We start from the raw sequence: 22954 nt of genomic DNA, 5'->3' as shown, positions 1-22954 counted from the left end.
CGGTCGGCATCATATTTAGCCTATTAATCGGGCATACTAGGGTTCACTGTGTCCAAATCAGGTGCGTCCGACGGGTGATCTCGCCATGTGGGTGATCTTGCTACGGCGGGTCTTTAACAAGGGATGAAATCGTGCGAGCATCACCCGCTAGAGATCATCGCTTGGCCGACGGATCGACCCTGATCGACGAGGTTCTATCACTTCACCCCGTGATCGCAAGCATCAAGGACGAAGACGGATTGAGGTCGGTCCTACGCGCCCCTTGTCCCGTTGTTTTTGTGCTTTTTGGGTCCGTGATGACAATTCACAGCATCGTGGCGTCCTTGAAGAGCGCGGGAAAAATGGTCTTCGTTGATGTGGACTTGCTTGATGGCTTTTCTAGCAAGCCAGTCACCGTCGATTTCCTGAAAGCGCACACACAAGCTGACGGAGTCCTGAGTTCAAAATCCATCATGGTGAAAGCGGCAAAGACCGCCGGTCTCCTAGCGATACATCGACTGTTCCTGGTCGATTCGTTCAGCTACAACAACGTATCCAAGCAGGTGAAGATCTCCGAACCGGATGCAATTATGATCTTGCCCGGATGCATGCCCCGAGTGATCTCATGGGTGCGTGACGAGACCGAGCTTCCGCTGATCGCGGGCGGATTGGTCTGTGACAAGGATGACGTGATGGGAGCGTTGGGTGCAGGCGCCACCGCCATCGCCTCATCCAATCGAGGCGTGTGGCTGATGTAATATTAGGCGCCACATTGCGTCCGTTGATGGTCAAGACAGTCAACACTGGCCTTGACCCCGGTTGGTGGACACCTCACACGAGAGAATGTTCATCATGGGAAACACACGCCGCGAGTTCACTTCTGAACTCAAAGACGAGGCCGTCAAGCTGGTGATCAACACCGGTCGGCCCGTGTCGACCGTGGCCCGAGAGCTCGGCGTCGCCTGGCCCAGCAAAAACAAGGCATCCAAAGAGGTCGGCGCCTGGATCGAGGACCGCTACAACCGGCGCCGCCGACACACCTCCCTCGGCCAGGTCAGCCCCGTCGACTACGTATCCGCGACATGTCACGCGAGATCGGGAAACTTATCCACGATGAAGCGATGCCCTCCGCCACACCAGAAGGCATCCGCATGAGTGCCACCCTCACGTTGTTCGAGGTCGTGAACCACGACGCAGCCCCGCGAACATGAGTAGCGGCTACCTCGAGGTACTGCGCACGACCGGCGCACTGAGGGTCTTTGTCCCCGCGCTCGTCGGGCGACTCTCGTTCGCCATGGTGACCTTAGTGCTGCTCTTCGCGGTGCAGCGAAGCACGGATTCTTTCGCGGCCGCCGGCGCGGCTACGGGCGCTTTCGGGCTCGCGAACGTGATCGCTTCCCCGTACCGCGCACGATTCGTCGACCGACGCGGACAGCGGTTCGCACTCAACTCGCTAGCCATGGCCTTCGCTGCCGGTCTCGGCGGCATTGCTGCGCTGACAGCCCAGCCCGACCCTTCGTCAGGGGCGCTCGTTGGGCTCGCGGCCATTGTCGGATTGTTCCCTCCACCGCTCGGTGCCGCGATGCGTGTGCTCTGGGGTTCGCTGACAGCGTCGGGAGCACTGCGGACGAAGGCGTACAGATCGATGCGGTCTGTGAGGAATTACTGTTCACGACGGGGCCATTGATCGCGGCGGCCATTCTCAGTGCGGCATCGCCGACGGTCGGACTTCTCGCTACAGCCACGGTGGCGCTGGCCGGAACCCTCGGCATGACAAGCAGCTCGGTGTCGCGACAGCACGTTGCCGTCACCGCTTCCCCCCGGAAGAGTTCACGGCCGTTACGACAGAGCGGGTTCGTCGCAGTGTTGATCGCGCTACTCGGCGTGGGAGTCATACTCGGGACCGTGGAGGTGGTCGCACCCGCAATCGCCGACAGACAGGGATCGGTCGGCGTGGCCGGTTTCCTTCTCGCCTCTTTCGCCGCCGGAAGCGCAGTCGGAGGCCTGCTCTACGGCCAGCGAATCTGGAGGAGCTCGCTCGTAAAACGACTACTCATCTCGGTCACAGTCATGACCGCGCTGTGCGCACTCCTCACGACAATTGAGTTTGTCGCGGCCCTCGGCTTCGGACTCGCTGCGGTGGGCTTCTTCCTGGCCCCGTCGCTCGTGACCGGCTACTTACTCGCGGACGACCTCACCGCTGCAGAGGTGCGCACCGAGGCATCTAGCTGGATCAACACGGCAGTCAACGCTGGTGCCGCCGTTGCCGCCGTCATGGTGGGGTTAGCCATGGACGCCGTAGAGTCCCGTCTTGGATTCATCATCGGCGGCGGAATGGCCCTCATCCTCGTGATGGCCGCCTCCGTGCCGCTGCTCAGAAACTCCAAAGCCGCGGCCGTCGCGGATCAATTGCAATCGGCGTAGATGAAACGAGAACCCCAGCACCGCGATGGCGAGTGCCCGTAGGACGTTCCCTTAGATCCTCGCTGAGCATCCGGTCTCACACACCGTTTGCTCGAACTCCGAGTGGTCTCGTCGATGCGAAATTCTGTTCGGCGTGAGCCAACTGGATCGAAGTGGTCACAGACGGTGACGTCAATTGAGGATATGGTACGTCCACGTTTGGCCGCAGCCGGTCGAGTTGCCTAAGTAGGCTCCGTCCGGGAATCTTCTTGGACCACAACCGCACGGTGTTGCGGCGGACACCAAGAAGACGAACCGCGCCTCGCCTCGCCGCGCCGCGCACGAACCTCGCGGAATTCTGAGAGCCATGTTCACAGCCAGACAGATCACGCGTCACACCATGACCGCTTTCGGCGTTGCGCCTTCTGTCGAGCCCAAGATCCTGCTCTCTCCGGGAGGGGAGGAAGGCCTGCCGTCGCTTAACCTGATCGAATGCGATAACATCCCCCAGTTCGGCGTGACCTCCTACGCCACTATCGGAATGAGTCAGTACACGAACCTCTCAACCGGTGGCGGGAAAAACCTCGGGGTAGAACTCCTGGCTGCGGCTGGAACCAATTGGAAAGTGATCCAAAGCGGTTTGATCGGAAGCGCACTCAATATCGCCTCCGGCAAGCATTCAATTTGGCCAGACACGATCTTCCCTGACGTGATGTCGGGATTTGATCAAGCCGTTTCAGTGCCACACGCACTGTTTGTATTGCCTTTTCTCTGGAACGACATTGAGGACCTGGAGTCGGACGACCTGGTCATCACGTGGCTCATGATGGTCCCCGTTTCCGATCAAGAATTTCTGTTTGCCGAGCTGAATGGGGTCCAGGCCTTGAACGCCCGGCTCCTCGAGGCCCAGCCAGATGTCTTTAACCTGATGCGACCCTCGGTGATCTGAGTCCAGAGGCCATTGCTGCGCTTGCACAGCACGATTTGCCGAAGGTTCATCAAGGTGGCGGTGGCCCGTGCCAGGCGCTGCGTCTGACAGCTTCTAGGAGGTTCCGTCGGTGGCGTCGTAGAAGCGACCTCACCGGCGTTCCGGTAGAGGGTTCGACGACAGGGCCTACGAGCTGCACCAGCTCCGCACCGAAGTCGCCACCCTCCGGGACAGGGTGGACACCCTCACCCCTGAGGTTGAGTGAGGTAGGGGCGGTTCGGACGCACTTCCAGTGACACCTGCTGGGGCTCCTGCGGACGGTCGCTCACCCAGACCTGGTAGTGGTTCTCACTGCGGACACCGTACAAGGTGCAAACCCCCGTTTCGGAGAACGCCGTCGGCGGCCGCTGGCAGGTGCCCTCCACCGAGAATCTGAGGCCCGCGCCCGTCGCCATGCGCTCCAAGTCGTGGACGCTAACGGGGGTGTCCGTCACCCACCGCCGGGAGATGCTCGGGCACGGGTTCGTGCTCATACACAGGAACTGTTCGCGGCGAACCGTGTCGTTCACCTGCTCCCAGTCGGCGGGGACAGCCAGCTGCGTGGCCTGCGCCTCGAGGGCTTCGGTGACCCGGTTTTCCAGGGCGAACACGACGAGAAGCGCGGCGACACCCAAGGCCATCAGCCCGGCCGCGACGGCACCCAGAACCTTCACACCATCCCCCAATGCACTCGGCCCCGCCGTGCCTGCAGCGTAGCGCGCAGGATACGCCGTTGTCACTGCTTCGCTGGCCCACGCTCCCGGGCGGGAGGCACAGCCGACGCGGCCGTGCACGGCTCACCGCTCAGGTAGGAGCAGGGCAGCACCGCCCGCTGACCCTCCGCCTTGCGAGTAAGGCATGCAGGAGGTGCATCCGGTCCAATCCGTAGGATTGCACTCATGCTCCCCAACGTTGAACTCGCGGTGCCGACGGCCGAAGACCTTGAGCTCGTTGAGCTCGCAAGAGAAACCATCGACGCGAACACGGATGCCGGGCCCGACGAAGATGGTGCACACACTATGGGCGCGGCAGTTCGAGAAGCGGACGGCCGCATGTTCGCTGGGGTGAATCTGTTTCATTTCACCGGCGGTCCGTGCGCCGAGCTGGTTGCACTTGGCGCGGCGCGTGCACAGGGCGGGCGAGAAATCACGACAATCGTCGCTGTTGGCAATCATGGGCGCGGTGTCGTCGGCCCGTGCGGGCGTGACAGGCAAGTCCTTTTCGATTACTACCCGGGCATCAGGGTGCTTCTACCGACCGCCGAGGGCGTTCGCGTCGCCACCATTGAAACACTGATGCCGTTTGCCGCAGCATGGACCATGGAGGGCGGCACTCAGTTGTTCGACGAGGAGCGTTTTCGCTAACGTCGAGCGGAATTGAATGGGGATCGATAGTGAGAAGCTGCCACGTGATGCTGACACGCGGGCGCAAGTGGGGTGCTCTCTTGGTGTTCTCAGGGATTGCACTCTCCCTCACCGGTTGCCACACCGAGTACCACGGATACGACAGCGGGATCGATGGCACGCTGTGAAGACAGATCGCCTCCTTCGAAGACCCATTGAGCCGGAGCCTCTACCAGCCTTCAGTAAACGAACCGGTACGCTACCTCGACTCACTCCGGGGCGAGCGATGGAGCGGTTCGGTTGCGTCAACATCCGATCTTGATCTTCGGGAGGGCGGTGTGGTCCTCTACGACATCTCCTCGACGGATTCTGCTGCCGAAGTTTCGGTCTTCATTGCTTCCGGACCTCGACCCGATGTTTTAACCGATGATGGTCAGCACTACAACGGCCCAAGCCAGGTATTCACGTGTTACCGGGTGGAAGCCGCCTTCTCCTCGGGAGCGGCGCCTTCTGTGGGTCGAGTCACGTTTGATGACTGCCCGGCGGCCCGCGTCGAACTGATGCCTGAAGGCGCGGCGTTCGCCAGTGGCGAGGTATTCGACGGCTGAAAACGCATCTAGGTCACGCCCGCAACTCCTAGCCGCCGTGATGATGCCGTTAGATCTTGATGCCGCTGGCCCTCGCGAAGGGTCGGTGCGGCCTCGGGCCACTCGAGGTGTGCGCGTTCGACCTGATGTACATCAGAGTGAAGGACGCCACCGCGACGAAAGCGAGGATGCTGGCAGCGCCACCGAACCCCACGGTCGCTGTCTGGCCGAGGAAGGCGAACAGCCCCAGTCCAGGGAGGACCGCACCGATGCCCGCGATGACCCCCTGCACGACACGTGGACGCTGCAAGCGATGATCGATGATCCAGAGCGCTAAAGAGGCACCAACAACTGCGGCCAAACTGAACACGAGACCACCAAATGTGCTGAGCATAAGTTCAACCATGAGGGAGGGGGCCGCAACTTGGGGATGGGCCAGTGCGGCAACGAGATGTGCCCCGGTGGCCAGGGCTGCGGCTGAAGCCACGCCGAGAATAACCCTCAGCAACATTGTGAACACGACCGCTTCCGGATTGCAGACGGCCGCATCTTGTCGATTCAGTCTCCCCATGGGAGACAGGATCGCACATGCTCGCGGGCCGGGCAGGAATTCCCATTAGACGTTCGCAACTGGCACCCGGAGTGAGTGATGCATTGTTCTATTGGTCTGTAGAACATGTTGTTTCGGGTGGATCATGCGTCCAGGGTTTCGCTTGTGGAGCAGATCGCTGTTCAAGTGCGCGCCGCGATCCTCAATGATGAGCTCAAGCCCGGCGAGCGTCTTCCACCTGCTCGCGAGTTGGCCACCGCGTTGAGGGTCAATATGCACACCGTGCTCCGCGCCTAGGGCGAGTTGCGCGATGAACGCATAATCGAGATGCGCCAAGGCCGTGGAGCCTGGGTCCGCCAGGACATCGAACCCGGTTTCGTCCGATTGACCGAGCTCGCCGAACAGTTCCTCACCGAGGCACGGAAACTGGGATTGTCCCAGCCCGAGATCCGTCGACTGATTGAAGGAAGCTAGCTATGGATGCAGGCAGTTCCGGCCAGACACGCGCTCGTGACGTCATCGCTGCGGTCACGCTTTGGGCGCCTCTCGCCGTTGTCGTCACGACTTGGCTCCTCTGGCGCGAGGAGCTTCCGACCGAACTGCCCCGTCAGTGGGACAGCGATGGGGTCAGTTCGACCTGGCCGACGGGGTCCGCGATCGTTCTCTTTGCCTCGGTGTGCTTCGGTTCTGCCCTCATCGCATCCTTCGCGCTCCGTCAGGGCGCGGCCGCCGGGCGCCGCAAGACATATCTGTGGAGAGGGTTCGCGGCCGGCCTGGCATGCGGATCCTGGCTGATGGTTGCCGGATCAATAATCACCTCCGGCACCAGCACCGAACCGCACGTCGGAGCATGGCTCCTGCTTCTCATGGCGTTGATGGGTTACGTCCCCGTGAGTGGTGTGGTTTCCCGCTCTTGAGTGTTGCTTCGTCAACGTGAAGAGCCACCGTGGGATGGTCAGCGAGTACCGATCAAAGAACTCACAAAGGACACCACACGATGGCTCTAGACCAGTCTGCCCTGCTCGACCTGCTGGGAGAACTCAAACTCACCGATGTCACCGACCGAATCCGCGTCGCGACCGAAACTCTCTACCAAGAACTGATCGATGCGGAGGCGACCGCGTTCATCCGTGCCGCCCCGTTCGAACGCTCCGGCGACCGCCCCACCCACCGCAACGGCACCCGGCCGCGCACGTTGACGACGACGGCCGGGGGCCTCGATCTGAAGATCCCGAAGCTGCGCGCCGGCTCCTTCTTCCCCGCGCTGCTGGAGCGCCGCCGTCGGGTCGACCAGGCGTTGTTCGCTGTCGTGATGGAGGCTTATGTCCACGGTGTATCGACCCGGAAGGTCGACGACCTGGTCAAGGCCCTCGGAGCGGACACGGGGATCTCGAAGTCGGAAGTGTCCCGGATCTGCGCGGGCCTGGATGCCGAGGTGGCCGAGTTTCGCGACCGCACCCTCGCCGCCCAAGACTTCCCCTACGTCTTCCTCGACGCGACCTACTGCAAAGCGCGCGTCGGGCACCGGATCGTGTCCCAGGCCATCGTCGTCGCGGTCGGCGTGGCTGCCGACGGGCGCCGGGAAGTCCTCGGTTTCGACGTTGGCGACAGCGAGAACGAGGGCTTCTGGACCAGCTTCCTGCGGTCGTTGAAGACTCGCGGCCTCGACGGGGTCAAGCTGGTCATGTCTGACGCGCACACCGGCCTGAAGAAGGCCATCGGGACCGTGTTCCAGGGCGCCGGCTGGCAGCGCTGCCGGGTGCACTTCATGCGCAACGTCCTCGCCGTGGTGCCGAAGGGATCGCAGGACATGGTCGCCTCGATCATCCGCACCATCTTCGCCCAGCCGGACCGCGAGCACATCGAGAAGCAGTTCCGAGAAGTCACGACCATGCTCGGCCGATCGCACCCGAAGGTCGCGGCGATGCTCGTCGACGCGCTACCCGACCTCCTCGCCTTCGCCGGCTTCCCGCGGCGGCACTGGCGCCAGATCTGGTCCACGAACCCGCTCGAACGGGTGAACAAGGAGATCAAACGCCGCACCGACGTCGTCGGCGTGTTCCCCAACGCCGCGGCCCTGCTGCGCCTGGCCGGGTCGGTGTTGATCGAGCAGCACGACGAGTGGGAAGCCGACGAACGCCGCTACTTCTCCGAAGCCTCGATGCTCGAGCTGGCCGTCATGAACAACCCCATCGAGGTCCTCGACGAGGCGGTGATCCTCCCCGAACTCGCCGCCGCCTAAACTACTGACCTGCATGGTGTTGAGAAATTCCACCACTCAGCGGGACGTGACCCGGCACGGAAACGCTTCCCCGAGCGATTCAGCACCAATCAGGCACCAAAGTTCCTGTCCATTCCCGAGACGGCATGGATCAATAAACCAGCCGACAAACCCACCGCGTGCTCGTCGGCTTCCGTGCCTTCGGGCTCTGGTTCGTACGCCGAGCAGCGCACCGCACAGGCTGACGACGCGCAAGTCGAGAACGCGGAGGCGTTGCTTGCCTAGGTCGAGGCGGAGAGGGCAACCATCCCGCAGTTTAGGGGCCAGTTTCCGGGGCTGTACTCCGAAGTGAGCATCAGCGGATCATTGGAGGAATCCACAGGCGACCGCGGGCTGCCGGCTGCCGGCTGCCGGCTGCCGGCTGGAGTTTATTCAGTTGTGTTCTACGAGTACACGTACCTAGAGGCCATGGACTGGTCGTCCACGAAGGACGCTCTCGACGCACAACGATCAACGATCGACGGCCTCTGCAGGACGTCGTTGTTCCCTCCGATGAGGAACGCTGGGATCCCAGGTCCACTCAGCGTCGTCTATTCCTATGAGGATCGAAGAAGCCGGTTTGGGGCGAAGTGGCATCACACTTGAACTGACTACTAGGGCCGGCGTCGAGAACTCCGCCCGGCTGATCATCATCATCGACCGCCCACCGGAATCTGTACTTGCGTGCAGCGCGTGTTCCCAGTGCTCTTTGAGGAACAGATGCGTCCGTTTAGCAGGAGTTCGAGGACGTCGCCGTCTTGCTCCACGATGAATTCGACGATCCGGGAATGAGGTCGTTGTCGCGCAGCCCCGCAGCGGGAACGATCACCGTTCCCGCCTTCCCGTGTTCTACCAGCCAAAAACTCATCAAGAATGAGGCCCGAAAGCAGCTTCTCCAAAGCCTGGTTCCGCGGACATCAGTCATTCTTTGGGGATTGAAAAAACGCCCACGAAATGACCCAGGTAGCTGCATAGGTAGCTGACTTCAAACATGAAATAAACAAAAACAGAAATATGACATCTGACCAGCATATTGCAGTAGGGCGGCCGGGACTTGAACCCGGGACCGACGGATTATGAGTCCGCTGCTCTAACCAGCTGAGCTACCGCCCCAATCGACGCAACTGCTCTGACGAGTGTGCGACCGATTCTGTGGTGATCGGGTTGATCACCGGGTTCAACGATACAGGCTCGAAAGGCGGGCTCGCCCGCCTACTCCGCGCCGCGGGCGGCCGCGTCGGAAGTGACCGCGTCGATAACCGGTTCCCCGCGATACAGGCACTCAAACGTGTTCAGGGTGCGGTTGATGTCGTGCACACCGATGAGCCGGAGGGAACTGTTTTTGAGCGCGTTCAGGTCGTCGGGTGCGGCCGTCAGAACTGTCGTGAGCTTGTCGGCGAGGTCCTGAGCGTTTCCGGGCTCGAACAGGTAGCCGTTCTGGCCATCGTGCACGAGGTGTGGGAGCGCCATGGCGTTGGCGGCCACGATCGGCAATCCAGACGCCATCGCCTCCATAGTCGCGATGCTCTGCAACTCCGCGATCGACGGCATCGCGAACACCGTCGAGCGGGTGTAGGCGGTCGCCAGTTCGGCATCCGTCACATAACCCGTGAACGTGACCCGACCACTGAGTCCGAGCGCCTGCGACAGATGTTCAAGGTTGCGCTTCTGGTCGCCGCCACCGACGATCTCCACCTTCACATTGAGGTCGGGCGAGAGCAGGACCACGGCCTGCAGCAGCACGTCGATCTGTTTCTCGCCGGTCACGCGGCCAACGAAAAGGATGCGGTTCTCGGTGCGTGGCGCGAAAGTCGGCGAGTAGTTGTGGGCGTCGATGCCGCATGAGATCGCCAGCACGCCCTCGAGGCCGGTGTAGCGCTCCAGGAACTGGGCGGCTCGCAGGGTCGGTGTGGTGACCGCTTCCGCCCGGCCGTAGGTACGCCTCGCAGCCCGCCAGGCGGCCTTGATGAGGCGATCGTGCAGGCCCTTTGGGACAAGGGTGAATTCCAGCATGTTCTCTGGCATGAAGTGGTTCGTGCCGATGATGCGGATGCCGCGCTTCGCTGCCTCGATCGTGACGGCACGACCCACGTTGATGTGGGACTGGAAATGGACGACATCCGGCTTGACCGTATCAAGGATTTTCCGGGTCTCTCGCGGAATGAACCACGGCAGGGCGTACCGCAGCCAATCGTGCGGGTACCAGCGCCAGCTCTGCAGACGGTGCACGACCATCGGCTGGCCTTCATGCACCTCGGTCCACGTGCCGAACTTGCGTGACGCGGCTGGAGCCATGATGTGCACTTCGTGCCCGCGGCCCACCATCCCGGCGGCAAGACGCTCGGCGAACCGGGCCGCGCCGTTCACGTCGGGGGCAAAGGTGTCCGCCGCGATCAGGATGCGGAGAGGCTTCTTCGCCGGCTCGCGGGGGCACGACTCGCTCGGCAAATCGGTCAAATCTGACAAAAGACAATGTCCCAACGTAAGTGAGCCGGAGTTCGTCATCCGGCGATAAATCATGTTTTCGACGGCGCGTACGCTGACGAAGTCTTCTAGAACCCTATTCTAATCCGGTGCTGCAACAGCCATACCGGGGGCGGCGCGCCCACGCGGACGCCCAACGGAGTGCTTGGAGCGCCGTCAGTCGTCGGCGAGAGGGTGATACCGGGCCAACAGGAAGACCCCGACGATGGCGACGACACCCGCGACGAGGAAGGCGACAGCCGCCCACGGCGGAGCCTGTTCGATCTCGCCCAGAACGACGATGCCGATGCCGACGGCGATCAGCGGATCGATCACGGTGAGTCCGGCGATGACCAGGTCCGGCGGGCCGGACGCGTAAGCGTTTTGCACGAAGTAGGCGCCGAGCACCGCCGCCAGCAAAAGCCCGATGACGCAGGTCAGGGTCAGCCACTCGAAGTTGCCGTTCTGGGTTCGGTTGATGACGACCTTGGCCAGCGTCGCGACGAACCCGTAGAGCACCCCGGCGCCGACAATGTAGAACATCGCCTTGAACTGGGTACGCAGCTTGAGGAACGCGACGCCGAAGAGGGACAACACGACGCCGAGCACGATCAGGATCGTGATCAGGTTGCCGTCGGTGACTGGTTTGTCCACGGCGGTGAACGCGGCCACTGTGACGAAAAGGGCCACGCCGCCGACGCACATCGCGATCGCGATCTTCGACGCGCGGTTGACGGGGACCCGGGTGATGCGGGAGTTCAGGATAGACGTGATCACGAGGGCGACGGCGCCGAGCGGTTGAACCATGATGATGGGGGCGAAGGCCAGACTGGAGAGCTGGAAAACGATCGCCAGCCCGAGCATTATCGTGCCGAAGACCCAGGAAGGCCGACCGAGCAGCAGCATCAACTGGCGCGGGTTGAGTCCCCCGGTGACCTCAGCCGTTTTGGCCTCGACCTTCGTGACGCCGCGATGCTGGAATTGAGCTCCCAGCGACAGGAATACGGCACCCACCAGGGCGAGTGGAATCCCTATTGCCTGACGTGGATTGATTGCGATTTCCGCAGCCAGGTCGGTCAGGTCGGGGTTCACTCAAACGAGCCTATCGAGAACCGGCCCGTTATCCTTGAAGAATGGCCGTTCGTTCGATAGCAATTTCAGGAGATCCCGTTCTCCACTTCCCCGCCCTTCCCGTCACTGATTTCGACGATGATCTGCATGAACTCGTGCGGGACATGTTCGAGACAATGGATGCCGCGCCCGGCGTCGGTCTGGCGGCGCCGCAGGTGGGAGTGCCGCTCCGGCTCTTCACCTACAACTACCTCGATGACGACGGCCACCTGTGGCGTGGCGCGGCCATCAACCCGGAACTGTGGATCACCCCGGTTCCCTCGGGCGAGGCCGACGAGAACGAGGACGTCGAGGGCTGCCTGTCTTATCCGGGCGAACGCTTCCCGCTGCTACGCTCCCCCTCCGCCAGCCTGCGCGCGGTGGACCTTGAGCAGAAGCCCTTCGAGATTCACGCCGAAGACTGGCTGGCCCGCATCTTCCAGCACGAGTACGACCACCTCGACGGCACCCTGTACGTGGATCGCCTCGAGCACTTCTACGCCAAGATCGCCTTCAAGGTGACCCGCAAGCGTGGCTGGGGCACGCCCGGGCTCAGCTGGATGCCCGGCGTCGACAACCTTGAAGATTGACCAGGTAGGCCCGGCCTGATCCGCTGGCCCGGCGAAAGAATCAGCCGCGGTCGAGGTCCACTCCGTGGATGCCGTTGTGGAAGCGCAATGACGGGAAGATGGCCGTGACCGTGAACCCGACGCCGGGCACGGTCCCGGCGTTGAAGATGCCACCGAACATCGCGGTGCGCTCGCGCATCTGGGTGATGCCTGCCCCGGCTACGTTCGCACTCAGCGCCTTGAGGTCGTCGTCGATCGTGTACTTCGTGCGCGCGGCGAAGTCGGCGGCGTCGGCACTGTCCCGGCGAGCCACCGCACGGATGCCGTCATCCGCGACCAGCAGCTGCAGCCCGTCCTGAGTCCACGAGATCGTGACCCGAGCCTCCGTGCCTCGTCCTCCATGAGTGAGGGTGTTGGCCAGCGCGCTCTGCAGGATACGGATGACGGCCAGTTCGGCGCCCGGCTTGAGCGGGAACCGCTCGCCTGACTCGGTGAAGACCACGGTGACGCCCGCGTCACGCATGACTCGGAACAGGTCCTTCGCCGACTGCAGGCCCGGCTGGGCGGCGGAGACAGATTCACCCTCGCGCACGATCGTCAGCACGCGGCGCATGTCGGCCAGCGCCACCCGGCCATCGTCGACCAATGCCGTCGCCACCCGCACGGCGCTGGACGGGTCGCTCTCGGCCGTGTAGCGGGCACCTTCGGCACGGGTGATCAGCCGCGCGACGGACAGCACGGCCACGTCCTGAAGATCCCGGATGATGCCGAGCCGGCCCTGTTGTTCGGCAAGAGACAGTTGCAGGTCAATGCGTAGCCGTTCGGCCGCCGTGCGGTCGAAGACCACGCGCCGGGCCCGGACAAGGGTGACCAGCCAGAGGGCGAGCAGCCCGACGACGAGCACGGCCAGAACGGTGCTCACGGTGAGCCAGGACTCCACGGATGCCGCCTTTTCTGCGACCGCGTCGCACGGAAGTGAACGGGATACAAAAAAGGCCACCAGGGGTGGAGCCCTTGGTGGCCTTTCGCTCCCCGACTTGGACTCGAACCAAGAACCTGCGCATTAACAGTGCGCTGCTCTGCCAATTGAGCTATCGAGGAATGTCGCTTGAACAGCTCTGTTACTTTATCAAAAGTTGGTGATCTGCCAAATCGGCGTCAACCGTCAGTAGCCGATTTGAGGGTCAACGACCCCGACGTACCGCCCATCCGCAAGGAAGGCACCCACATTCAGGCGAATCCGCTCGGCCAGGAGCGGGGCGGTCATCTCGGGCGTGTCGGCCGAATGCGGCGTGATCAAGCACCGCGCCTCGGCCCAGAGCGGATGCCCCTGCGGCAACGGCTCCGGATCCGTCACGTCGAGGGCCGCGCCGGCGATGGTTCCTGCGGCCAGCGCTGCCACCAGAGCGTCCGTGTCGACGAGCGGGCCGCGGGCGATGTTGACGAGCACGGTCTCGGGCCGCATCAGCTCGAGTTCGGCCCGGCCGATCAGGTGGCGGGTGCCGCCCGTGAGCGCAGCCGCCACGACGACGACGTCGCTGGTCTGGAGAACGCCGGAGAGGGCGTCCGTCACCACCGTCTGAGCCGCACCGGGCACCGGCTCGGTGCTGCGGCGCACCACTGTGACGTGGGTGCCGAACGGCGCGAGCAGGCGGATCAGCTCACGGGCGATCCCACCAGCGCCGATGATGGTCACGTTGAGGCCGTAGAGCGAGCGCCCCTCGGAGAGCGTGCTCCAGCCCTCGGCCCGAGCGCGCTTCGGCAGCACCCGCAACATCGCCAGGGTGAGAGCCAGGGCGTGTTCGGCGACGGGCTGCGCGTACGCGCCCTTCGCGCTGGTCCAGAGAAGGTCCGGGCGGTCCAGGCCGGCAAGCACCCCACTGAAGGCGTCGACGCCCGCCCAGGGGAGCTGCACCCACCCGATGCCGGGATACGCGTGCAGGGTGGCGCGCAGCTCGTCGGCCCGGCCGTAGTCCAGCCAGATCAGTCCGCGGGTCTCGCCGGAGAGCTCCGTCACGGTTCCCCCGGCAGCCTCGACCGCCCGGGAGAAGGCCGGTTCCGGCCGCGGCAGGATGGTGATCGGACCGGGGGCCGGTCGTCGGTGCGCCGGAAGGGGCGTGACCTCGTCGGTGAGAACGGCCTGGTGTTGCACGGATTCAGTTTTCGATGACATGTTCGTCGGATTCACTCTCGTAATCGTAGTTGTCGTCGTCGTTCTCCTCGTCCGGCGCCTCCCCCATCAGAGCCGCAGCCAGGCCGGCGACATACGGATGCCACGGGTCGTCGAACACCTCGTCGATCGTGCCCAGCCCCACCAGCACGCCCTGGTGCAGCACGGCGATTCGGTCTGCGACCCGGCGAAGCACGCTGAGATCGGAACTGATCACCAGCGCCGAGAAGGCCCGCTCGCGCTGCAGCTCGCCGATCAGGTCGACCACGGCGTCCCGGACGGTGGCATCGACGCCGGCCGTCGGCTCGTCCGCGATCAGGACCGACGGCCCGAATACCAGCGCCCGGGCCAGCGCCACCCGCTGACGCTGACCATTGCTCAGCTCGTAGGGGAATTTGGTGAGCACCGACAACGGAAGCCGCACCGCGTCGACCATGGTCGCCACTTGCTCGTCGAGGATGTGCCGGTCGTAGCGCCGGTCTCGGTCGAGCACGGGCTCGGCCACGATCTCCGCCACCGTCAGAGTCGAGGGCAGCGTGTCGGCGGCATCCTGGGCGAGGTGCCCCACCCCGAAGGTGAGCCGGGCCAGCTTGCGCCGACGGATGCCGCGGAGCCGGTACCCGAGCACCGTCGCCTCTCCCCCGGTGATCTCTGGTCGAACGTCGCCGGTGCCTCCGCCGCCGTGGCTGAACGCGGCGCCCGACAGAACCCGGGCCAGCGTGCTCTTGCCCGAACCGCTCTGCCCGAGAAGTCCGAGCACCTCGCTGGCCCCGATCCGCAGGGTAAGGCCACGCACGGCCGTGAATGCGCCGCTGGCACCGTGGGGCGGGTACTCGACCGTCAGGTCACTGGTGGAGATCGGACTTGTCGGACTTGTCGGACTTGTCGGTGCGGCGCCGCGGATCATGTGTCTATCCTGCCTCACGCAGTCGGCGCAGTCCCTCCCGGCGCAGGGCCTGCTCGGCCGGGTCCGGCACGGGCAGGGAGGCCAGGAGCCGCTGGGTGTAGGGATCCTTGGGTGCACCGAGAACCTCGGCGCTGGTGCCCTCCTCGACAAGTTTTCCTCGGTACAGCACCGCGATCCGGTCCGCGACGAGGTCGACGACAGCCAGGTCATGACTGATGAACAGCGCGGCAAAGCCGAACTCCCGCTGGAGTTCGGCGAACAGCTCCAGCACCCGCGCCTGCACGGAGACGTCGAGAGCGCTGGTGGGCTCGTCGGCGATCAGCAGGGGCGGCTCCAGGGCGAGCGCCCGCGCCAGGCTCGCGCGCTGGCGCTGGCCGCCGCTCAGCTCGTGCGGGTAACGGTCGCCGTAGGCACGCGGCAGCTGCACGGCCTCGAGGAGCTCGTTGACCCGCGGGCGAGCATGGGCGGCGTTCTTCGCCCGACCGTGCACCACCAGCGGTTCAGCGACGCAGTCGGCGATGGTCAGCAGCGGGTTGAAACTCGACGCCGGGTCTTGGAAGACGAACCCGATGTCGCTGCGGAACTTCCGGAACGCACGCTCCTTGAACCCGTTCATCTCGTGGCCCATCACGGTCAGAGAGCCACCGGTCACCCGGGTCAGGCCGGCGATGGCCCGCCCGATCGTGGTCTTGCCAGAACCGCTCTCCCCCACCAGACCGAGAACCTCACCGGGCCGGATCAGGAAGCTCACGCCGTCGACGGCGGTGAAACCGGACCGGCCGAGCCGGCCGGGGTATTCGATTCGGAGCTGGTCGGCGACGACGACCGGCGCCTGCTGCTCCCAGCCGGCCGCGCGGGCCGTGGCACGGGCGGCGGCGTGCACGACCCCCTGGCCCACGTGAGGCACGGCGGCGAGCAGCTTCTTCGTGTAGTCGTTCTGCGGCGAGCGGAAGAGGGTTTGAGCATCCGCCTCTTCGACGACCTTGCCCTGGTACATCACCGCAACCCGGTCGGCGAGGTCTGCGACCACGCCCATGTTGTGGGTGATGAGCACGATCGCCGTGCCGAATTCATCGCGGCAGCGGCGCAGTAAGTCCAGGATCTCGGCCTGCACGGTCACGTCGAGCGCCGTGGTCGGCTCGTCGGCGACGATCAGGCCGGGGTCGAGCACCAGGGCCATGGCGATCACGACGCGCTGCTTCTGGCCGCCGGAGAACTGGTGCGGGTAGTAGTCGACGCGGGTTTCCGCGTCGGGGATACCGACCCGCCCGAGGATCTCGATGGCCTTCTTACGGGCTTCCTTGCGACTGAACTGGCCGTGCGCGCGGATGCCCTCCATGATTTGCCAACCCACCGTGAAGACGGGGTTCAGCGCGGTCGAGGGTTCTTGGAACACCATGGAGACGTCGGTGCCGCGAACCTGCCGCAGCTGGGCTGTGCTGAGCGCGATGACGTTGCTCTCGCTCGAGCCGTCCTTGCTGCTGAGGATGACGGCCCCGGAGGCGGTCGCCGTCTCCGGCAGCAGCCCGAGGATGGTCTTGGCGGTGACGGTCTTACCGCTCCCGCTCTCGCCGACGATGGCCAGGACCTCGCCGGGAGCGACCCGCAGGGTGACGCCGTCAACGGCCCGAACGGCTCCGGCGTCGGTCGCGAACGAAATGCCCAGATCGGTGATGGTGAGCACGTCGGTCATGGTCGGTCCTCGAGTCCTTCGGTGGGATGGGTTGCGGTGCCTTCCAGTCCGCCGAGCCCGCCGGGGCCGGCGACGAGGGTGCCACCGGGAACGACCGAGGTCTGCGCGACGATCCCGGCCGACTGGCCGACTGCGCGGCGTCCGCGCAGGCGGGGATCGGCCAGGTCGTTGAGGCTTTCGCCGACCAGCGTAATGCCGAGCACGACGAGCACGATGGCCAGGCCGGGGAACAGTGACGTCCACCAGATGCCGCTGGTGACGTCCGAGAGGGCCTTGTTGAGGTCGTAGCCCCACTCGGAGGCGGCCGTCGGTTCAATGCCGAACCCGAGAAAGCCGAGGCCCGCGAGGGTCAGGATGGCCTCCGACGAGTTCAGGGTGAAGATCAGCGGAAGGGTGCGGGTGGCATTGCGGAACACGTGCCGGAACATGATCCGGCCGCTGCCGGCACCCAGCACGCGTGCGGATTCCACGTAGGCCTCCGCCTTGATCCGCACCGTTTCGGCGCGGATCACTCGGAAGTACTGCGGGATGAAGACCACGGTGATCGAGATCGCCGCCGCCAGCACACCGCCGATCAGGTTGGACTTGCCCCCGGAGATGACGATCGACATCACGATGGCGAGAAGCAGCGATGGGAACGCGTAGACGGCGTCGGAGACGACCACCAGGATCCGGTCGAGCCAGCCGCCGAAATAGCCCGACACCAGTCCGAGGAACACCCCGGCGAAGATCGACAGCAGGACGGCCACAATGATCACGAACAGGGCGGTCTGGGCACCCCACAGCACTCGGGAGAGCACGTCGTAGCCGCTGACGGTGGTGCCCAGCGGATGCGCGCCCCCGGGCGGCTGCTGGGCTCCGAAGGCGCCGTCGGCGTCGCGCAGTTGGCTGAAGCCGTAGGGCGCGAGCACGGGGGCGAAAATGGCGGTCAGCACAAAGAGAGTGGTGATCACCAGGCCGGCGACCAGCATCCCGCGCTGGAGTCCGATGCTCTGCCTGAGCTGGTGCACGACGGGGAGGCGGGACCAGACGCTGCGCTTCTGCCGGGCGGAGATCACGGTGGCGTCACTCATCTCAGTACCTCACTCTCGGGTCGATCAGTGCGGCGATGATATCGACGACGAAGTTGGAGAGGGCGACGATCACGGCGAGCAGGGCGACGATCCCCTGCACGGCCACGAAGTCCCGGGCCTTGAGGAACTCGGAGAGCATGAAGCCCAGGCCCTTCCATTCGAAGGTGGTCTCGGTCAGCACGGCGCCGCCGAGCAGCAGGGCGATCTGGAGGCCGATCACGGTGATGATCGGGATCAGGGCCGGCCGGTAGGCGTGCTTCCGCACCAGGCGGAACTCGCTCACCCCACGCGAGCGAGCGGCGTCGACGTAATCGGTGCCGAGGGTTCCGATCACGTTGGTGCGCACGAGGCGGAGGAAGACCCCCGCAGTGAGCAGCCCGAGCGTCAGCGCGGGGAGCACGGCATGCTCGAGAACGTCCCCGAGCACGGTCGGGTCCCCGGTCAGGATGGCGTCGATCGTGTACAGGCCGGTCTGGTTCGGCAACAGCTGCATCTGCAGCTCGGAACCGGTCGAGGCCCGCCCGGAGACGGGAAGCACGTCGAGGTAGACGGCGAAGACGAGTTTGAACAACAGCCCGGAGAAGAACACCGGCGTGGCGTAGCAGAGGATCGCGAAAACCCGGAGGAAGGCGTCCGCGGATTTGTCCCGCCAATAGGCGGCGACCATGCCCAGGGGAATCCCGACGATGAACGCGACGACGAGGGCGTAGAACACGAGCTCGAACGTGGCCAGCCCATAGGTGACCAGGATTTCGGAGACGGGACGGTTGGTGCTGATGGTCGTGCCGAAGTTGCCGGTGAACACCTGGCCCAGGTACTCGATGTACTGCACGAAGATGGGCCGGTCGTAGCCGGCGGCCTGGATGCGCTCGGCCAGCTGTTCGGGCCCGAGACGCCCGCCGAGAGCGGCCGTGATCGGGTCACCGGTCGTGCGCATCAGCCAGAAGACCATGGACACGAGGATGAAGATGGTGGGAAAGATCAGCAGAAAACGGATCAGGATGTACCGGCCGATCCCGCCGTCAGTTGCGGGACGTTTCTTGCGTCCCGTCGCGCGGGGCGACGGGGGGCGCGTGGTCACAGTGGTCATTCCTGCCTAACGATAGGACTGTGCGATTAGAACGTGACGGGGGCACCCAGCGCGCAAGCGGCTGGATGCCCCCGGGTTTCAAATTAGAAAATGCTAACCGGTTGACGAACTAACCTTTGACCAGTGCCGCGTAACGGAACTTGAACGACGCGTCGAGCGTGTCGCTGGTTCCGGTCACATCGGGGCCGGTGACGGCAACCTGGGCGCCCTGGAGCAGCGGCACGGTCGACAGCTGCGCGGCGACCTTGTCCTGGATCTCCTCGATCAGCTTCGTGCGCTCGGCGGGATCGGCGGTGACGGCCTGCTTCAGGATCAGGGCGTCGACCACCGTGTCGCTGTAGTGGTTCTTGAGGAAGCCGCCTTCGAGGAAGAACGGGGTCAGGTAGTTGTCGGCGTCAGAGTAGTCCGGGAACCAACCGAGCTGGTAGATGGGGTAGACATCCGTCGTGCGGTCCTTCGAGTACTGAACCCACTCGGTGGTCTGCAGGTCGACGGTGAAGAGGCCCGAGGCTTCCAGCTGGTCTTTGACCAGGGCGTACTCGTCGCCGGACGACGGGCCGTAGTGGTCGTTACTGTACTGGAGGTTGAGCTTTACCGGACCGGTCACGCCGGCGGACTTGAGGGTTGCCGCGGCCTTGTCGACGTCGGGGGCACCCTCACCGTCGCCGTAGAGGCCCTTGAGGGACTCGGTGGCACCGGTCAGTCCGGCGGGAACGTAGGAGTACACCGGGGTGTACGTGCCCTTGTAGACCTGCTCGGCGATTTCGTCGCGGTCGACCAGGTCGGCCACGGCCTGGCGCACGGCAAGGGCCTTGGCCGGGTCGGCCTCGGCGGTCTTGGCGCCGAACGGCTGGGTGTCGAAGTTGAAGACGATGTAGCGGAGTTCGCCGCCGGGTCCGTCGACGACCTTGACCTTATCGTTGCCGCGCAGGTCCTCGATGTCGGTGGCCGACAGGCTACGGAACGCCACGTCGATATCACCCTGCTGCACTTCGAGCTTCAGATTGGAGGCGTCGGCGTAGTACTTCACGTTGACGACGTCGGTCTTGGCCGCGCCCAGGAGACCCTCGTAGTCTGAGTTGGCCTTGTAGCCGACCAGGTTGTTGAAGTCGTAGCTGGTGATGACGTACTGGCCGGCGAACGCGTTGGCGTCGACGATGTCCTGGTCCGGCGTGAGCTTCGTGGCCGAGAAGGTGTCCTCGTCGACGATGGGGCCAGCCGGGCTGGACAGGATCTGCGGGAAGATCTGGTCGTCCGCCTGCTTGAGGGTGAAGACAACCGTGGTGTCATCGGGGGCCGCGACGCTGTCCAGGTTGTAGAGCAGCGAGGAGGGGCCGTTGTCGTCCGCGATCGCCAGCTGGCGGTCGAAGGTGAACTTGACGTCGGAGGAGGTGAGTTCGTTGCCGTTGGCCCACTTCAGACCGGGCTTGAGGGTGACCGTGTACTCGTTGGGGCTGGTGAACGCGGCGGCCGTGGCGATGTCGGGCTCGACGTCCGGACTGCCGTAGGGCGTGTTCATCAAGAATGGGAAGACCTGGTTCTGCACCGCGAACGAGCCGTTGTCGTAGGAACCGGCCGGGTCGAGCGACGTGATCTTGTCGGTCGTGCCGATCGTGATGGCTTCGCCACCCGAGCTGGTCTCGTCGTCGGTTCCGCCGGCGGAGCAGCCCGCCAGGGTCAACGCGGCGACCGCGACAACCGCGGCGGCACTGAGCCCTCTCGCGCGTGAAGTGGATGAGAATGCCATAGCCGTGAGCCTCTTCCTCTAGAAAACCGATGCCGGGCGCAGGAATCGTGCACGGCCAGCATTGCTGTAGGAAAAGAAATAGCACAGAATGCGCGGTGTCCCGGCGCAATACGATGCATCTTTATCGAGCTGCAACCAAGGAGGAGCCGGGCGAGACGAGCCCGGTCTAATCCTCCCGGAGGTTGCGGCGCTCGGCCTCGACTCGCACCAGCTCCCGCTGGAGTGCCACATAGACGTCGCGATTGGTCGCATCCGCGCGCTGGAGCCGACCGAGCAGTTCGGCTTTCTGGCGAAGCAGGTCCCGGTCGATCAGGGCCACGGTGATGTCGCGCACGTAGCGGCCGATTTCGCGTTCGGACCGTTCGGGCAGGGAAGCCATCGCCAACTCCTTGACCAGGTTTTCCAGCGTGGCCGGGACCTCGGCGACGATGCGGTCGAGCCAGTCGACGGCGTCGTGTTGGGGCGCGGTGGCCGCGATGGCGTCGCGCACCACCGCCAGGGAGGTGTTCACGAAGTTCGTGGCCGCGGCGCGCTGGATCAGATCCACCCCGACGACGGTAGGGCGCTGCAGCATGGCCATCAGACCGTCGCGTTCCAGCCGGGTGACGGGGTCGGTCGCCAGGTCGATCATGGAGAACGGCTGCTCCCGGGGCACCGGCTCGTTCTCCCCCGGCCGAGATCCCGGAGTGGCCGTACCGGTGCTCCGGGAGCGCGACAGGGCGGCGGAGACGGCCTTGCCGACCTCGCCGAGCTCCATGCCGAGCATGCGCGCCAGCTCGTGCGTGTAACCGGGTCGCAGGGTCGGGTCACGGATGTCGCCGACGATCGGCGCCGCGGCGCGAAGCGCGGCGACGCGACCCTCCACCGTGTCGAGGTTGTATTGGCCGAGCAACTGCCGGATCATGAATTCGAACATGGGCTTTTTCGAGTCGATCAGCCGGCGCACGGCGTCATCGCCGCGGTGCAGTCGCAGGTCGCAGGGGTCCAGTCCCTCGGGCGCGACGGCCACGTACGTCTGGGCGGAGAAACGCTGCTCCTCGCTGAATGCGCGCACGGCGGCCTTCTGGCCGGCGGCATCCGGATCGAACGTGAACACGACCTCGCCGACCCCGCTGTCGTCGCCGAGCACGCGACGCAGCACCTTGATGTGATCGACCCCGAAGGATGTGCCGCAGGTGGCGACCGCGGTCGTCACCCCGGCAAGGTGGCAGGCCATGACGTCGGTGTAGCCCTCCACGACGACGACCTGGTGGCCTCGGGAAATGTCGCGTTTGGCGAGGTCAAGCCCGTAGAGCACCTGGGACTTGTGGTAGATCGGCGTTTCGGGGGTATTCAGATATTTGGGTCCCTTGTCGTCGTCGAGGAGCCGACGCGCCCCGAAGCCGATGGTCTGCCCGGTGATGTCCCGGATCGGCCAGACCAGGCGGCCGCGGAACCGGTCGTACACGCCGCGGTCGCCGCTGGAAACGAGACCGGACAGCGTGAGTTCCTCGGTGGAGAACCCCCTGGCGCGCAGGTGGTTGGTGAGCTCGTCCCAGCTTTTCGGGGCGAAGCCGACCCCGAACCGGGCGGCCGCGAGGGAGTCGAAGCCGCGTTCGCCGAGGAAGGTACGCCCGACCAGGGCGCCGGGGCTGCCGAGGCGTTCCACGAAGAAGTCGGCCGCGGCCTGGTTGGCGGCGTAAAGGCGGGCCCGATTGGTGTGGTCGGGAGCCTCGCCGGCGCCGCCCTCGTAGTGCAACTCGATACCGACCCGGCCGGCGAGCCGTTCGACGGCCTCACTGAAACTGACGTGGTCCATTTTCTGCAGAAAGGAGTAGACGTCGCCGCTCTCGCCGCAACCGAAGCAGTGGTAGAAACCGACCTGTGGGCGCACGTGGAAGCTTGGGCTGCGCTCGTCGTGAAAGGGGCACAGCCCCTTCATCGATCCCACGCCGGCGGACTTGAGACTCACGTAGTCGCCGACGATGTCGGCGATGTTGGTGCGGGACTTGACCTCTTCGATGTCGTTTTGTCGAATCAGGCCTGCCATAGCTGAATGTTAGT

At 64.6% G+C, this 22954-nt stretch carries 23 protein-coding genes and 2 tRNA genes; 11 read left to right on the top strand and 14 right to left on the bottom strand.

The features are described from left to right. Window positions 1-161: 161 nt before the first annotated feature. From E3N94_RS03105 to E3N94_RS03090, 4 genes are all read left to right on the top strand, one after another. Window positions 162-737, top strand: a complete 576-nt coding sequence (locus E3N94_RS03105; RefSeq protein ID WP_198416249.1) for a glycerol-3-phosphate responsive antiterminator — start codon at window positions 162-164, stop codon at window positions 735-737. Between the two features lie 94 nt (window positions 738-831). Beyond that, window positions 832-1134, top strand: coding sequence for a transposase (locus E3N94_RS16400; protein ID WP_166790045.1), 303 nt, complete (start codon window positions 832-834; stop codon window positions 1132-1134). 798 nt (window positions 1135-1932) lie between these two features. Continuing rightward, window positions 1933-2403: an MFS transporter gene (locus E3N94_RS03095; RefSeq protein ID WP_134569762.1), complete on the top strand. Its 471-nt coding sequence runs from the start codon at window positions 1933-1935 to the stop codon at window positions 2401-2403. Between the two features lie 379 nt (window positions 2404-2782). Continuing rightward, window positions 2783-3331, top strand: coding sequence for a suppressor of fused domain protein (locus E3N94_RS03090; RefSeq protein ID WP_166790044.1), 549 nt, complete (start codon window positions 2783-2785; stop codon window positions 3329-3331). 224 nt (window positions 3332-3555) lie between these two features. Here E3N94_RS03090 and E3N94_RS03085 read toward each other — a convergent pair whose 3' ends face one another. After that, entirely contained in the window at window positions 3556-4023 is a 468-nt protein-coding gene (locus tag E3N94_RS03085) for a hypothetical protein (protein ID WP_134569760.1), read from the bottom strand. 225 nt (window positions 4024-4248) lie between these two features. Here E3N94_RS03085 and E3N94_RS03080 point away from each other — a divergent pair, with 225 nt between their 5' ends. From E3N94_RS03080 to E3N94_RS03075, 3 genes are all read left to right on the top strand, one after another. Next, complete coding sequence (locus E3N94_RS03080) at window positions 4249-4713, top strand: cytidine deaminase (RefSeq protein ID WP_198411527.1); 465 nt, start codon at window positions 4249-4251, stop codon at window positions 4711-4713. A 44-nt stretch (window positions 4714-4757) separates the two neighbouring features. Further along, complete coding sequence (locus E3N94_RS17430; protein WP_277870376.1) at window positions 4758-4880, top strand: hypothetical protein; 123 nt, start codon at window positions 4758-4760, stop codon at window positions 4878-4880. A gap of 150 nt (window positions 4881-5030) precedes the next feature. Further along, entirely contained in the window at window positions 5031-5300 is a 270-nt protein-coding gene (locus E3N94_RS03075; RefSeq protein WP_134569759.1) for a hypothetical protein, read from the top strand. Between the two features lie 49 nt (window positions 5301-5349). Here the strand turns inward: E3N94_RS03075 and E3N94_RS03070 are convergent, their stop codons facing one another. Beyond that, window positions 5350-5850 (bottom strand): hypothetical protein, encoded by a 501-nt coding sequence (locus tag E3N94_RS03070; protein ID WP_134415244.1) that lies wholly within the window; start codon window positions 5848-5850, stop codon window positions 5350-5352. A gap of 144 nt (window positions 5851-5994) precedes the next feature. On the opposite strand from E3N94_RS03070, the gene E3N94_RS16855 reads away from it, so the two are divergent. The 3 genes from E3N94_RS16855 to E3N94_RS03055 all read left to right on the top strand — a co-directional run bounded on the left by E3N94_RS16855 (window position 5995) and on the right by E3N94_RS03055 (window position 8071). After that, the gene (locus E3N94_RS16855; protein ID WP_241986217.1) at window positions 5995-6126 is read left to right on the top strand and encodes a GntR family transcriptional regulator; all 132 of its coding nucleotides are present in this window, start codon (window positions 5995-5997) and stop codon (window positions 6124-6126) included. A gap of 179 nt (window positions 6127-6305) precedes the next feature. Continuing rightward, entirely contained in the window at window positions 6306-6746 is a 441-nt protein-coding gene (locus E3N94_RS03060; RefSeq protein ID WP_134420987.1) for a hypothetical protein, read from the top strand. 80 nt (window positions 6747-6826) lie between these two features. Then, window positions 6827-8071, top strand: a complete 1245-nt coding sequence (locus tag E3N94_RS03055; RefSeq protein ID WP_134569758.1) for an IS256 family transposase — start codon at window positions 6827-6829, stop codon at window positions 8069-8071. A gap of 1057 nt (window positions 8072-9128) precedes the next feature. Here the strand turns inward: E3N94_RS03055 and E3N94_RS03050 are convergent. The 3 genes from E3N94_RS03050 to E3N94_RS03040 form a co-directional block, all read right to left on the bottom strand. Next, window positions 9129-9202: transfer RNA gene (locus E3N94_RS03050), tRNA-Ile, on the bottom strand. Between the two features lie 99 nt (window positions 9203-9301). Further along, entirely contained in the window at window positions 9302-10537 is a 1236-nt protein-coding gene (locus E3N94_RS03045) for a glycosyltransferase (protein WP_241976872.1), read from the bottom strand. 192 nt (window positions 10538-10729) lie between these two features. Beyond that, complete coding sequence (locus E3N94_RS03040; RefSeq protein ID WP_104099975.1) at window positions 10730-11644, bottom strand: DMT family transporter; 915 nt, start codon at window positions 11642-11644, stop codon at window positions 10730-10732. 41 nt (window positions 11645-11685) lie between these two features. Between E3N94_RS03040 and def the strand changes: the two genes are divergently transcribed. After that, window positions 11686-12252 (top strand): peptide deformylase, encoded by a 567-nt coding sequence (gene def / locus E3N94_RS03035; RefSeq protein ID WP_104099976.1) that lies wholly within the window; start codon window positions 11686-11688, stop codon window positions 12250-12252. A 40-nt stretch (window positions 12253-12292) separates the two neighbouring features. Here the strand turns inward: def and E3N94_RS03030 are convergent, their stop codons facing one another. The 9 genes from E3N94_RS03030 to dnaG form a co-directional block, all read right to left on the bottom strand. Beyond that, window positions 12293-13171, bottom strand: a complete 879-nt coding sequence (locus E3N94_RS03030) for an ATP-binding protein (protein ID WP_134343382.1) — start codon at window positions 13169-13171, stop codon at window positions 12293-12295. Window positions 13172-13259: 88 nt separating this feature from the next. Next, window positions 13260-13332: transfer RNA gene (locus E3N94_RS03025), tRNA-Asn, on the bottom strand. A gap of 64 nt (window positions 13333-13396) precedes the next feature. Further along, entirely contained in the window at window positions 13397-14404 is a 1008-nt protein-coding gene (locus E3N94_RS03020; protein WP_134569757.1) for a D-isomer specific 2-hydroxyacid dehydrogenase family protein, read from the bottom strand. Further along, window positions 14388-15308, bottom strand: coding sequence for an ATP-binding cassette domain-containing protein (locus E3N94_RS03015; RefSeq protein WP_134569756.1), 921 nt, complete (start codon window positions 15306-15308; stop codon window positions 14388-14390). The genes E3N94_RS03020 and E3N94_RS03015 overlap by 17 nt, the downstream gene beginning before the upstream one ends. 4 nt (window positions 15309-15312) lie before the next feature. Further along, window positions 15313-17001, bottom strand: coding sequence for an ABC transporter ATP-binding protein (locus E3N94_RS03010; protein WP_104099980.1), 1689 nt, complete (start codon window positions 16999-17001; stop codon window positions 15313-15315). Further along, complete coding sequence (locus E3N94_RS03005) at window positions 16998-18074, bottom strand: ABC transporter permease (protein WP_104099981.1); 1077 nt, start codon at window positions 18072-18074, stop codon at window positions 16998-17000. Before E3N94_RS03005 ends, E3N94_RS03010 begins: the two co-directional genes overlap by 4 nt. Window position 18075: 1 nt before the next feature. After that, the gene (locus E3N94_RS03000; RefSeq protein ID WP_233194008.1) at window positions 18076-19155 is read right to left on the bottom strand and encodes an ABC transporter permease; all 1080 of its coding nucleotides are present in this window, start codon (window positions 19153-19155) and stop codon (window positions 18076-18078) included. A gap of 118 nt (window positions 19156-19273) precedes the next feature. Next, window positions 19274-20911, bottom strand: a complete 1638-nt coding sequence (locus E3N94_RS02995; protein WP_104099983.1) for an ABC transporter substrate-binding protein — start codon at window positions 20909-20911, stop codon at window positions 19274-19276. Between the two features lie 166 nt (window positions 20912-21077). Then, window positions 21078-22940 (bottom strand): DNA primase, encoded by a 1863-nt coding sequence (gene dnaG / locus E3N94_RS02990; protein ID WP_134401605.1) that lies wholly within the window; start codon window positions 22938-22940, stop codon window positions 21078-21080. Window positions 22941-22954: the final 14 nt, after the last annotated feature.

The sequence above is a fragment of the Cryobacterium sp. Sr3 genome, assembly GCF_004402835.1.
Classification (GTDB): Bacteria; Actinomycetota; Actinomycetes; order Actinomycetales; family Microbacteriaceae; genus Cryobacterium; species Cryobacterium sandaracinum.
The sequence above is the reverse complement of the archived record's forward strand: the minus strand, read 5'-3'. Positions and strand labels throughout refer to the sequence as shown.